This is a genomic window from Thainema salinarum CENA647 (assembly GCF_057732415.1).
The window spans coordinates 1,548,493-1,561,052 of record NZ_JBYJZJ010000022.1 but is presented as its reverse complement, the minus strand read 5'-3'; the positions used below and the strand labels follow the sequence as shown (position 1 = coordinate 1,561,052).

Below are 12,560 nucleotides of genomic sequence, written 5' to 3'. Positions count from 1 at the left end.
TACGGCAATTGGATTGCTGACATAAAATTCTCTCAAATCGTTGTCAAGCCATTATTTTGATAGCAATCCGAAAAGAGGTTAGGGGAGGGCGGGCAAGAGCCCGCCCTCCCCTAACCTCTTTTTCGCGAGTGAATGCGAGATCGCACCTCTTGCACCCAGTTGCACTTACTGATTTATCTCACCTATCGCCCATCAACGGAGTCTCTGCTCTAATCCCCCGATTTAGCCCACGCCCGGACTGACAATCATGTCTGAACAATCTCCAACCACTACCCAACCAAGCCCCAGCAGCACCTTCCCAATCGTCGGAATTGGAGCCTCTGCGGGTGGCTTAGAAGCGTATACCGACTTGCTTCGGGAATTGCCGACCGACTCCGGCATGGTGTTCGTGCTGATTCAGCATCTTAAACCAGATACTCCCAGTATGCTGAGCGAAATTCTGGCACGGGTAACGGAGATGCCAGTCGAGCAAGTTACTGATAACTTGACGGTGCAGCCGAATCATGTTTATGTGATTCCGCCAGACAAGCGGATGACTATTTCAAATGATCAACTCAAGCTAGCTCCGAGAGATTCGGCACAACGACCGTTTATGCCGATTAACCTGTTCTTTCAGTGCCTAGCGGATGAGTATGGTCATCGAGCAATCGGGGTTGTACTCTCCGGGCTAGATTCCGATGGAGCCGAAGGACTGAAATGTATTAAGACGGTGGGCGGCATTACCTTTGCTCAAACCCGGCGTACGGCTCAACACAGTGGTATGCCGAATAGTGCGGTGGCAACGGGCTTTGTTGATTTCATCTTGGCACCCGCTGAAATTGCTCAAACGCTGGCCGATATTGCCCAGCATCCCTACCTGAATCATCCGTTGCGATCGCAAACGAACCCATCTGATACTGAACCGGATCAAAATTTGCCTCAACAAGAGCCAGAAAACCGACCTCTGCAACAAAATTCACTGTCCGTCATCTATAATTTGCTGCGAGCCACCACTGGGGTAGACTTCACGCAGTACAAACGCACCACCTTCGAGCGGCGACTGCGCCGACGCATGGTGCTCCATCAGCTCAATTCTGTTGAAGAGTACGTTGATTATCTGCGGAATGATTTATCAGAAGTCAAAGCCCTTTATCATGACGTACTCATCACTGTGACCAGCTTTTTTCGCGATCCCGACTCATTCGCCTTCTTAAAGGAATCCGTCTTCCCAACATTAATTGAGCAAAAAGCGCCAAATGCGTCAATTCGCATCTGGGTAACGGGTTGCACCACGGGCGAAGAATGCTATTCGCTACTGATTTGTCTGCTAGAGTGCTTGTCTGCTCAGGATGCCAACCTTTCAATTCAAGTTTTCGGTACGGATGTCAGTGAAGAGGCAATTAATATTGCTCGCCAAGGCATCTACTCCGAAAATCAGATGGCAGGAGTTTCATCCGAACGCCGCAGCCGCTTTTTCACCCGCAACGAAGGCCGATATCAAATCAGCAAAGCCGTGCGTGAGATGTGCGTATTTGCCCGCCAAAACTTGGGCAGCGATCCGCCGTTTTCCAATATCGATCTCGTCAGTTGTCGCAACGTACTGATTTACTTTACGCCCGCCCTGCAAAAGCGGGTGATGGCGATTTTTCACTATGCGCTGTACGCCAATGGCTTTCTCTGGCTCGGCAGTTCCGAAAGCGTAGGCGAAACCTCCGAGCTATTTTCAGTGGTGGATAAAAAACATCGGGTCTATAGCCGCAATCCGGTTGCCAGCCACTTGAGTTTCGACTTTGTCACCAGCGACTATTTGGCTCTGAATCCAAATCGAATGCCTGAGCGCCAGAATTTTGTAGAAGAAACATCCAGCTACACGAATGTGCAACGTCAAGCGGATCAGATTGTGCTGAATCGATATGCACCCGTCTGTGTGATCGTGAATGAGCAGCTAGAGATCATTCATTTTCGTGGTGACACCAGCCTCTACGTTCGGCCTGCGCCCGGTGAACCTAGCTTCAATCTGCTCAAAATGATTAGGCCAAGCCTGCTGGTTGAAGTGCGCTCTGTGCTGGAACAGACCAAGACGCAAAAGACCATTACCCGACGGGAAGGGCTACAGGTTGAAGGCAATCCGCGCTATATCAACATTGAAGTGACGCCGATTCGCAATCCGCTGTCGCAGGAATTTAGCTATTTGCTGCTCTTTGAAAATGGTTCTCTGATTCAGCCCCAATCGGCTGAGAACCGTGACGCGACTGAGCCGGATGGGCAGCCAGCAAATGGGCCGGAAGTTGAGCGCTTGAAGCAGGAACTGGCGGCAACTCGACAGGAGCTGCTGGATACACAAGCCTATTTGCAAGCGACGGTTGAGGAGCAGGACTCGATTAATCAGCGCTTGACGACAGCCAATGAAGAGATTTTATCCAGTAACGAAGAACTCCAGAGCACGAACGAAGAGCTGCAAACGGCCAAAGAAGAAATCCAGGCGGCTAATGAAGAGCTAAAAACCACCAATGAAGAGCTAGAGAGCCGCAATGTCGAAGCGCGATCGATCAATGACGATCTCTTAAATTTGCTGATCAATGTCAATATTCCAATTGTGATGCTGTCGAATGAGCTACGGATTCGTCGCTTTACGCCTGCGGCTGAGAGCTTGTTTAATCTGATTCCTAGTGACGTTGGCCGTCCGATTAACAACATTCGCTTGAATGTCGATGTGCCTGATTTGGAAGCGCGCATTACCAGAGTGATCGAAATGCTGGATACTCAAGAGCATGAGGTGCAGGATCAGGCGGGCCACTGGTATCGGCTGCGGATTCGGCCCTATCGCACTACTGAGAACCAAATCGACGGGGCGGTGATTACCCTGGTCGATATTGACGACATTAAGCGCACCATGCGCCAGCTTGAGCTATCGCGTCTGTATGCCGAGAGTATTGTGCAAACCGTGCGGGAGCCGCTGGTGGTGCTTTCCCGCGAGCTGCGGATCAAAACGGCCAATCGAGCCTTTTACGAGCTGTTTCAATTAACAGAACCTGAAGTTGAAGAGCGGCTGTTTTTTGATATCGATAGTGGTCAGTGGGATATTACAGATCTGCGATCGCGCTTAGAGAATTGCCTGGCTTATCCAGAACTGCTGCAAGATTTTGAGTTCAGCCACGACTTTGTTCGCTTGGGTACTCGATACATTCTGATCAACGCCCGCGAAATTGAGCAGCCCTTTGGGGAGCAACTAATTTTGCTCGCGATTGAAGATATCACCGAGCGCAAACAGGCTGAGACTGAGCGTATTCAGCTTGTTCAAGAACAGATTGCTCGGGCCGAAGCCGAAGCGGCGAATGCGAGTAAAGATGAGTTTTTGTCAGTGCTATCTCACGAATTGCGGACGCCACTCAATTCCATTTTGGGCTGGACAACCATTCTGCAACGCAAGCCATTCTCGGGGATCACGCCCGAACTGCTGACCCAAGCGCTAAACAGCATTGAGCGCGGTACCCACTCCCAAACCCGGATCATCAGCGATCTGCTGGAGGTTTCGTCGATTATTCAAGGCAAGCTCTCGCTGCAGCGACAGGCCGTTAACCTGACTGACTTGCTGAATCTGGTTATTGATACCATACAGCCAATGGCTGAAGCCAAAAATATCCAGATCAATCGAACGCTGTTTGACTCGCCTCAGCGGCTGAATGTCGATCCCGACCGGATGCAACAAGTGTTCTTGAATGGCTTATCTAATGCCATTAAGTTTACGCCTCCCGGTGGACAAATCAGCGTCGATCTGACCTACACCAACAATCAGGCTCAGATTGACATAACAGACACCGGAGACGGCATCGATCCGGAATTTTTACCCTATGTTTTCGATCGCTTTCGTCAAGCCGACAGCTCCAATATCCGTCGATATGGAGGACTTGGCCTGGGACTTGCGATCGTAAAATACTTCACCGAAGCCCACCACGGCACGGTTGCCATTACCAGCCCTGGAATCGACCAGGGCAGCACGTTGATGATTACATTGCCCCTAACGATGACTCAAGCTCCATCCGTTGAATCAACTGACGTATTGCCAGTCAGCGACACGACTGATCCTGACTTCTCTGACCTCCGCATCCTCATCGTGGAAGATGATGAGGACAGCCTACAGATTCTGCAACTAACGCTGCAAATGCAGGATGCGACGGTTTTTACCGCGACCTCAGTGCGACACGCGATGAATAAGTTCACAGAAGAGGTGCCCGACCTGCTGATCAGCGACATTAGCTTGCCGGATCAAGATGGATTTGCCTTGATTCGCTGGATCCGCGATTTACCGCCGGAGCAGGGAGGAAATGTACCTGCGATCGCGCTCACTGGCTACGCAGCCACCAGCGACACCAAACGCTTCATAGAAGCCGGATTTCAGCGCCATATTGCTAAACCATTCGATATTGAAATGTTGGTATCTGCGATCGCCAGCCTATTTTCAGGCTAAGCCCAACATTGCCCGCAGCGTGAAATACAAGCAGACAAAACCTGCAACGAGAAGACCAATCAAGGGAATAGCCGTTGTTGGTTTTTCCAGCAACGGCATGATCGGCTGTGCCAAAGCAAAGAAGATCCCCAAGATAATGGTGACGAGAAAGCGGGGATAGCGGGATACGTTTTGCCAAAAATCGTTCATGATGCGTTGAGATCAGTATGCTCTCAGGGAACTAAACATGTTTTCTTAATCATTGATCATTCTAGGAGACAGATTCCTTTTCCGACAGCACCATTGATATTTTTCCGTATATCAAAATGCGATCCATTTACTTGTAGCGATAGCCATATCGGTTAGGACGTTATTGTGGCGCGGCATCCACCGCCCACACCCCGAAATCATGACCTTTTGAAGACGACCAACTATTTAAACTATTTAAGAAACAATCCGCTTTCTGTACAGATTCCCTGTAGCGGCTTATCCCACGCTTCACGCGGCACCTGCGGCAACCGAGCAAACTCAAACACAATACCGATAGTCAGCACCTTGGCCCAACTGGGCGAACTCAAAAACCGATCATAAAAACCGCCACCATAGCCCAGACGATAGCCCTGCACATCACAAGCTACGGCAGGCACCAAAATTAAATCCACATCGCTAGCCTGAATCAGCGGCGTCTCAGGATGCGGTTCAAGAATACCGTAACTGCCCGCTTGCAGCGGCATACCCCGAGAATGCCAATGGTGCCAGTTGAGCGATTTTCCTTCACATCGGGGCAGACCCCAAGCCGGTTTCAACGGAAACAGCGGACTCAGATCCGGTTCATGGCGAAAGCTGGAATAGGCCAGCACCACTCGCGCCTCTCGAAAAACCGACCAGTTGAGCAGGTGATCACAAATGCGATCGCTCTTTTGCCGCCAAACATCATCCGGAATCGACTGTCTTGCCTTTAACAACTTGCGTCGCAGTTCAATCTTGGCAGAACGCATAATAACCCGATTGCCCGCCTGCCGTGTCCTCGTCACTCTAACTTCTCTCCCACAACTTCTCGCAACGTAACAATCACTAACCCACTATCCCACTATCCACCATCACCCACCTCCTAACCAACCGTCACCCATCAACCACCCACCTGTCACCTATTCACCTAAAACCCAACACCTAAAACCTAAAACCCAACACCTAAAACCTAAAACCCAACACCTATCCCCCCTCAACGCGCTCCCAACCACTGCCGCAGCCGCACCTTCGTCGCCACATAAAACGGAAACTGATAGTGTTCCACCAGCAACCAACCTACTAGCAGGAGATGGGTAATCAACGTAACCCCAACCCACACCGACGGGAACCAGCTCCATCGACTGCCCTCCAGCGGTGGAAAAGTATGGGACGACATCCAAACCAATCCAGGTGGCAGCACCACCAGAGCAATGCCAATACTCCAGATCACAAACGTGAGATTGAAGTCATCCTGATAAACGGGTCGCCAGCGCCTTCCCATCCAGCGCCAGCTCATGGGCTGAGAGCTATCGACTACTTGAATCGTCTGCTCCGCTAGGTTGGGCGTAAAAATATGTCGGCAAAAGTCGCAGGCAAACGCATCCATGAGAGTCAGCGTTTGAATTTGACCATGTCGGCACACAGGGCAGGGATAGGTACCCGCCAATGTAAACGAGCCAGCGGGAACCGCTAACCGCTCACCTTTAGCGGACGGCAATGGATTGGAATCCGGTGATGGAGAATGGTAGGTCATACGAACTTAAAGAGATCATCAGGCGCATGATTGGCATTGGAAGCGCTAATACTGGCCAGGCTGAAGGTGAGAATCGTAGATGGGTGGCTGGGTGGACGAGTAGATGGGTAGATGAGGTTTCTAACGAGGTCGATAGTCAGTCGGTAATCAGTAGCCAAGTCGTAGCCGAGACTAGATTGGTCTATCGCTAGGAAAGGTTATTGGACGAACTGCCGACGGTGCGCGAAAACTCTTGCCCATCTTGTTCCAAGATAACGAGTGGTTCTTGATTTGGAGCAGCTTCAATTCGTTTCACTCTGACTTGACCATTGGCCAGCATTTCGCCTTCGCCGACATAGCGGCTGGTTGCTTCATTGGGAACGGACACGATCACAACTGTTCGATTATCGACCTGAACGACGCCGCTGATTTCAATCCGGCTGGCAATGGGTGTCGCCTCAACTGGAGTTGGCTGAGATGGGATGAGTACGCTGGGCAGCGTACCAGATGCCGCTTGAGCCGGATTAATGGGACTAGTTGCGACAACGGGAATTGGTGATGGCTGTGTAGCCGCTGGTTGAGGGAGAGCCGAAGGCTGCCCGGTGGGTGCAGTGGGTAACGCGCTCGGAGCTGCAGGAGCAGGCTGTGGGGCGGCAGGGGCAGGCTGACGGCGAGCAACAACTCCCGAAAACGGATCATAGCGACCCGTTTCAAGCTGGGCGAGACGGGCTTCTGCCTGGGTGTTTTTGACGAGTTCTGCACTGGCGGGTGAGGATGGAGTCGTCGCCTTCGGGCTGGGTGATTCGGCTACGGCTTTATCCTCAAGTGAACCTGAATCGCTAATCATATCCGAGTCAGAACTGCTTTCAGCCACCGTTTCGGTATCGGTTTTGACTTCGCTGGCCGAATCGTCGGTTGGGTTGGATGATGATCCGCAGCCTGCAATGATCAAAAACGTGAGAACGACAGTCAAATGCCCAATGGTTCTAGGCTTGAGCTTGATCAAACAGTTCATCATGGTCACACTCCCCACAAATATTTCACATAAGGATAGCGCTGATCTAAATCTGCGATCGCACAAACTCTAAACAAACTCAATGAACGGTTTACAGAACGGTTTACAAAGTTGTCCTGCGACGCTGAAAGCCGTGTTATGCCCCAAAGATGTCAGAATCGTCACTCTTCCGCTTCTCGGCAGTCAGTACAATCGAGTCGGTACAATCTAAAGAACAGCGATATTCTCAGAGCGCGTCAGTATGTTTAATGACGAATTGAATCAGCTCAATCCCACCACCTCTGAAGTTGAATCCGTTTTAGAACTGAATCAGATTGCCCACGAGTTTCGTCAAGAAGTTGAGTATCGAGACGCTTTTCGGCAACACTGCCACTGGTATCACACAACCGCCCAACAACATCAGCTCGAATTAGTCCAAATGCGTAGTGAACTCAATTTGTTCGAATGGTTTTGTCGTTTTATGCGGTTCAAATAGGGCTGAAATTAATACGATTTAATGCTGCTCACGAATCGGCAATTTCAGAGCAATTTCAGAAATAATTTACAAAAGGCTAGGAAATGCTATTTCCTAGCCTTTTGAGTCATTGAGTCTAAGTCATTTAATGGATGTTTAAGCGTGTTTTGCTGCCAAGCTAATTTCCAAGGATTGTGGATCAAATAGCCTGTAAATTGTTTCATCCGTAGGGACACGGCATTGCCGCGTTTTTATCCCAAAGATTTCACCTGATTCAATCCACGTTCCCAAGCTTGACTACTGAATTTAATCATTGGCTTCGGGCAATAAGTTTGGATTCATGAGTCAAACCCACCCCTCCAATGAATAAAATTCAGAATCTAATACTGTTCAGCTTCTTCATTATTGGCTAGAGGGATATCGCCGCTGAACGGCTGTACGCCCGTTTCAGGATAAGCATCATCGCGTGGGCCAAAGATGCGAGCAATTGCTTCGGACAAATACTGAATAACGTCGTTAACCATGCCTAAAACTTTCATGATTTCCCTCGCTTTAAGTATGACGTTGTAGCCTCAGAATCAAACAACGGATCTACTAATGCAGATATCTAGAAAAGTCGGATCAATGCGATAGAGCTTGGTGGTAAATCCAGTGATTTGATGAAGGCAATTTGTTTTTAACTTGTACCGACAGTAGCAAGACAATTGGAGGCTGAAGAAAATAGACCAGAACAGTGCCAAATATATACAGATGCGTCAGTATTTATAAATGGCAAAGCTTACGACTATTTTGCTCAGTTTGTGAGCTTGCACAAATGAAGCGATGTTGTGAATTTTGAGCTCCATTTGTGTAGAGCAAGATGCTCTGATGTAAACCCTTCTGGTGGGCTTTGGATCAGCCTCAAACTCCATCTATACTGCCTTACCTTTATCTTACGAGTTGAAGATCGAATTTCAAATAGGTCGTTATTTATCTCTACGAAACTCTTTACGGTTTGTTTCGAATTTTCAACTAAATTATCTGGTAGTCCTCAAAAGTCAATGATTTTTGGATGCGTGGGCACCGCCCAAACACCCAAAAATCATTACCTGAATACCACTACCAATTATCTTTGTTGAAAGAAACCATTTCAAACAAGAGTGATGAAGATAGCCAAGCCTCATACATTAGTTGACCTTAAATGAGCTATCCCAAATGGACATAAAGCCGGTGTTTGGGGCGATTTTGTCTGATTTCCGTTAGTCGCGATCGCAACTTGGGCAGACTAGCCAGTAGAGTAGGGGATTAACTCCTTGCTGCCTGATAACGGGTGCAACGGACGCTAGCTCAGCAACAGTATCCCCTTCATGATTTCTCCTAATGCAACGTCCTACGCAAGAAATTCGGTTCAAAAGCTATGACAGAATCTCGTCCTGCCATTCCTAATCCGTTTAGCCCTCCGGGTGAAGATGAAACCGCTGCTATGCCAATGGGGGCAGGTAGTGGACAACCGCCTATGAATCGAGTTCGTCCGGCCACGCCACCGCCTAGCGGACAACCAACTCAAGCTCGCCCCAGTGGACAAGCACCTCAACCTTCTGCTCAAGCTGTGCAGGCTGCGAGAGCAGCCCAAATGCGAGCGGCTCAAGCTCAACAAGCCCAAACGCGAGCAGCCGCTCAAGCGACACAGGCCCGAGCTGCCCAGCCCGAGCAAACTCAAGTCAAAACCGCTGCACCCGCTGCACCTCCTCCGCCACAGCCCGCACCTGCAGCTCAAACAGCGCCAGCGCAGTCAGCCCGTCCGGCTGCGGCTCCGGCTGTTCCAAATCGCGCCCCTGCACCGCCGACCATGTCTGTGCGCTCCAATGGCCAACCGACGCTAGAGCAAATTGTTAAAAAAGCGTTTGATGAAGGCTATTCTGACGTTCACCTGGGCGTGAATGAAGTGCCGCGTTTCCGAAATCGAGGCGAAATCGATCCGACCGAATGGCCCGTTACCGATCGCAAAACCTTCATGAGCTGGCTGAACGAAATCATGAAGCCAGAAGATATTCAGCAGTTTGAAAAAACGCTGGACTTTGACGGGGCCGCTCAGTTTGACTTCACCCGGATCCGGATTAACGTATTCGATACCCTGCGGGGGCCAGCGATGGTTCTGCGACTGATTCCCGTCAAAATCATGACGATGGAAGAGTTGAATTTGCCGAGTGTCTTTCGCGATATTTGCCACTATCACAAGGGCTTAGTACTCGTAACCGGGCCAACGGGTTCTGGTAAGTCTACTACGATGGCGGCGATGATCGACTACATCAACACCAATATGCCAAAGCATATTGTGACGATTGAAGACCCGGTGGAATTTGTGCATACCAGCCGCAAATCTCTGATCAAACAGCGGGAAGTCGGTATGCACACGCTCAAGTTTGACAATGCGCTGAAGGCATCGCTGCGGGAAGATCCCGATATCATCCTAGTGGGTGAAATGCGGGATAAGGAAACGGTAAATACCGCTTTGAAGGCAGCCCAGACCGGCCACATGGTCATGGGAACGCTACACACCAACAGCGCGGTTAAGACGATTGAGCGTATCCTAAACCTGTATGAGCCGGAGCAGCAGGCTCCCATTCGAGTTGCGATCGCAGAATCGTTAGTTGCTGTCATTGCTCAAGGTTTGTGTCGGACTACGGATGGCAAGCGAGCGGCATTCCATGACATCCTAATTAATACTGACGCCATTAAGGATTACATTCTGCGAGGTCAGATTGACGAAGTAGAAGCCATCATTCCGAAGTGTACGTTTGACGGCATGTGCTCTATGAATCAATCTCTCTACGCCTTGTATGAAGCGGGTCGCATCACTGAAGAAACAGCTTTGGAGATGGCTCCCAAACAAAACGAGATGGCTCAGATGCTACGAGGTCGCGTCTAGAAACCTTTTCTTGCTGTGAATCATTCTGTCACTCCTCTCCCCCAGCTTTTTAAGGGCATTGCCCTATTTACGCCTGGGGGAGATTTAGTTTATTGTGTCGATCCTGACAAGCAAAAACGCTGGCATATGCAGCTTTGCGCCGTGTTGCAGGATGTGTTGAATCTGCCAGAGCCACCTCATTTTCTGGTACCTGGCTATACAGCCACGGTGGATCGATGGTTTGACAGCAAGACTCAAGCGGTGCAAACCTACGCTGAGCTGTATCCGCTGGTGGCGCGTCATCGAGCGCTGCTCAATGTCATCTTTGGAGACGACGATTTGCCGTGGCAGGTGATTCATGATCTGCCTGAAACCTGCAATCCGGTTGTCATTCAAACCTATCAGCAGCAGTTTCCCCAGCTCTGGGAAAATCATGAGCTAATTTTGCGCTGTGACCTATCCTTTGCCATATCGGCAACCGATCAACCTACTCCGTCTTTGGCTTGGTCTCCGGCCAATCCTTTACCAAATGCTCGTCCTGGATATGTGCTACGCCTGTTTGTTTCTGGACGCAGCGGCGCAACCGAACGCATTCTGAAAAATTTACATCAGTCACTGGAGCAGTTCCTAAATCAGCCCTACACGCTCAAAGTAATTGACGTGCATCAGCATCCCGAACAGGTGGAAGCAGACCATATTGCGGCGACTCCAACGCTGTTGAAGGTATGGCCGCCACCCGCTAGACGCATTGTTGGGGATTTGGACGACATGCAGAAAATCTTGCAAATTTTGTCGTCGTCTGAGAATTCGTCTTCCTTGTAAGTTGGCGTTAAACCTATGAGATTCAACAGCCTCTACAGTTGCTGGGTTTCGCGTTGCTAAGCTCAACCTAATCTACAAAATCAGAGTCGAAACGTGATTGTTTGACAAATTGATGCGGCGGATGGCGTGATTGTTGGTGTCGGCAACGTACAGGTGAGTTGACGTGGCGCTGAGGACGGTGGGCTCGTTGAATAGGGCTGGCTGTGAGCAGTTTTGTGGGGAGTTTTGTGGAGAGTTGCGATCGCACATCCCATTCCCATCTCGATACCCTGGCTGTCCCGTTCCCCAGCGGGTGACACATTTCCGCGTATTGAGGTTCAACTGCTTGATGACATGGTTGTAGGTGTCTGCAATCCACAGCGTATTGTCAATCGCGCAGACGCCTAAGCAGTGCTGGAGCCGCGCCTGATCACCAACACCGTCCCGATCACCAAAGTCGAAGAGTCCGCCGGAGCCACAGAGGGTTTGAACGCTGGTTGTTGCTAAATCAACTTGCCGGATCGAACTGGATTCGCAGTCAGCGACGTAAAGATTAGGGCGATCGGTGCAGACATCGGTACATTGATCGATGCATAACCCACTGGGCTGAGCAAAAGCTGCGATCGCAGGTGAACCATCCACGCAGGCTTCGGCTCCTGTACCGATTAGAGTACTAACCTGGCTTGTCTCAAGATTCAAGACCCAAATTTGGTGCGATCCGGCCATCGCCATGTAGAGATGGGGATAAACCAGCGCCAATCCCCAAGGCGAATTGAGATCAACTTCGGTCGCTCGACCGCCATGAGGGTAAATCACGCGGCTTTGGCGACCTGTGCCCGCCAGGGTATGAACCTGCTCCTGCTCTAGATCAATGCAGCGAATCAGATGATTGCCCGTATCGGCCACGTACAACCGCTGCTGGACGGCATCGAACGTTAATCCTTGCGGCATGTTGAACTGAGCCGTTGCAAAATCGCCATCTTGCCAGCCGGATTGACCTGTTCCAACAACTGCTTGCAGGTTGCCGTCCAGGGTTGCGATCGCAACTTGATGATGACCCGTGTCGGCGATGAACATGCGATCGCACAGCTCATCTACCCGAATCCCTCCGGGAAAGGATAACTCCAGGTTCTGCCCCTTTGTAGGTAAATGACTGGGCGGAGTTTTCTGAGGCAGCGCTGCTGCCAGTACTGGCATAGACTCAGGCTCCTGCCCTAGCAGTGCGGCAATCACAGT

At 50.3% G+C, this 12,560-nt stretch carries 10 protein-coding genes; 4 read left to right on the top strand and 6 right to left on the bottom strand.

What is annotated here, in order from left to right:
• Positions 1-247 precede the first annotated feature (247 nt).
• Positions 248-4,447 (top strand): chemotaxis protein CheB, encoded by a 4,200-nt coding sequence (locus tag AC286M_RS13685; protein ID WP_488204917.1) that lies wholly within the window; start codon positions 248-250, stop codon positions 4,445-4,447.
• Here AC286M_RS13685 and AC286M_RS13680 read toward each other — a convergent pair.
• From AC286M_RS13680 to AC286M_RS13665, 4 genes are all read right to left on the bottom strand, one after another.
• A complete protein-coding gene (locus AC286M_RS13680) occupies positions 4,439-4,636 on the bottom strand; it encodes a DUF751 family protein (protein WP_488204916.1) in 198 nt (65 codons plus the stop codon). The two genes, AC286M_RS13685 and AC286M_RS13680, sit on opposite strands and share 9 nt — an antisense overlap.
• Before the next feature lie 230 nt (positions 4,637-4,866).
• Positions 4,867-5,460 carry a 5-formyltetrahydrofolate cyclo-ligase gene (locus tag AC286M_RS13675; protein ID WP_488204915.1) on the bottom strand — a complete coding sequence of 198 codons (594 nt, stop codon included), beginning with the start codon at positions 5,458-5,460 and terminating at the stop codon, positions 4,867-4,869.
• A 188-nt stretch (positions 5,461-5,648) separates the two neighbouring features.
• Positions 5,649-6,188 carry a hypothetical protein gene (locus AC286M_RS13670; protein ID WP_488204914.1) on the bottom strand — a complete coding sequence of 180 codons (540 nt, stop codon included), beginning with the start codon at positions 6,186-6,188 and terminating at the stop codon, positions 5,649-5,651.
• 187 nt (positions 6,189-6,375) lie between these two features.
• Positions 6,376-7,185: a hypothetical protein gene (locus tag AC286M_RS13665; protein ID WP_488204913.1), complete on the bottom strand. Its 810-nt coding sequence runs from the start codon at positions 7,183-7,185 to the stop codon at positions 6,376-6,378.
• A gap of 238 nt (positions 7,186-7,423) precedes the next feature.
• Here AC286M_RS13665 and AC286M_RS13660 point away from each other — a divergent pair, with 238 nt between their 5' ends.
• Positions 7,424-7,657 carry a hypothetical protein gene (locus AC286M_RS13660; protein ID WP_488204912.1) on the top strand — a complete coding sequence of 78 codons (234 nt, stop codon included), beginning with the start codon at positions 7,424-7,426 and terminating at the stop codon, positions 7,655-7,657.
• Positions 7,658-8,016: 359 nt separating this feature from the next.
• On the opposite strand, the gene AC286M_RS13655 is transcribed toward AC286M_RS13660, so the two are convergent.
• On the bottom strand, positions 8,017-8,160 hold the full coding sequence (locus AC286M_RS13655) for a hypothetical protein (RefSeq protein WP_488204911.1): 144 nt from the start codon (positions 8,158-8,160) through the stop codon (positions 8,017-8,019).
• Positions 8,161-9,032: 872 nt separating this feature from the next.
• Here AC286M_RS13655 and AC286M_RS13650 point away from each other — a divergent pair.
• Both AC286M_RS13650 and AC286M_RS13645 read left to right on the top strand, forming a co-directional pair.
• A complete protein-coding gene (locus AC286M_RS13650; protein ID WP_488204910.1) occupies positions 9,033-10,544 on the top strand; it encodes a type IV pilus twitching motility protein PilT in 1,512 nt (503 codons plus the stop codon).
• Positions 10,545-10,559: 15 nt separating this feature from the next.
• Entirely contained in the window at positions 10,560-11,345 is a 786-nt protein-coding gene (locus AC286M_RS13645) for a circadian clock KaiB family protein (protein ID WP_488204909.1), read from the top strand.
• Positions 11,346-11,417: 72 nt separating this feature from the next.
• Here the strand turns inward: AC286M_RS13645 and AC286M_RS13640 are convergent, their stop codons facing one another.
• Positions 11,418-12,521 carry an NHL repeat-containing protein gene (locus AC286M_RS13640; RefSeq protein ID WP_488204908.1) on the bottom strand — a complete coding sequence of 368 codons (1,104 nt, stop codon included), beginning with the start codon at positions 12,519-12,521 and terminating at the stop codon, positions 11,418-11,420.
• Positions 12,522-12,560 lie beyond the last annotated feature (39 nt).

Excerpts from the sequence above, each read along its gene's own strand:
- AC286M_RS13685 (WP_488204917.1), top strand. The coding sequence starts at position 248 with ATGTCTGAACAATCTCCAACCACTACCCAACCAAGCCCCAGCAGCACC.
- AC286M_RS13650 (WP_488204910.1), top strand. The coding sequence starts at position 9,033 with ATGACAGAATCTCGTCCTGCCATTCCTAATCCGTTTAGCCCTCCGGGT.
- AC286M_RS13665 (WP_488204913.1), bottom strand. The coding sequence starts at position 7,185 with ATGATGAACTGTTTGATCAAGCTCAAGCCTAGAACCATTGGGCATTTG.
- AC286M_RS13655 (WP_488204911.1), bottom strand. The coding sequence starts at position 8,160 with ATGGTTAACGACGTTATTCAGTATTTGTCCGAAGCAATTGCTCGCATC.
- AC286M_RS13640 (WP_488204908.1), bottom strand. The coding sequence starts at position 12,521 with ATGCCAGTACTGGCAGCAGCGCTGCCTCAGAAAACTCCGCCCAGTCAT.
- AC286M_RS13670 (WP_488204914.1), bottom strand. The coding sequence starts at position 6,188 with ATGACCTACCATTCTCCATCACCGGATTCCAATCCATTGCCGTCCGCT.
- AC286M_RS13680 (WP_488204916.1), bottom strand. The coding sequence starts at position 4,636 with ATGAACGATTTTTGGCAAAACGTATCCCGCTATCCCCGCTTTCTCGTC.
- AC286M_RS13660 (WP_488204912.1), top strand. The coding sequence starts at position 7,424 with ATGTTTAATGACGAATTGAATCAGCTCAATCCCACCACCTCTGAAGTT.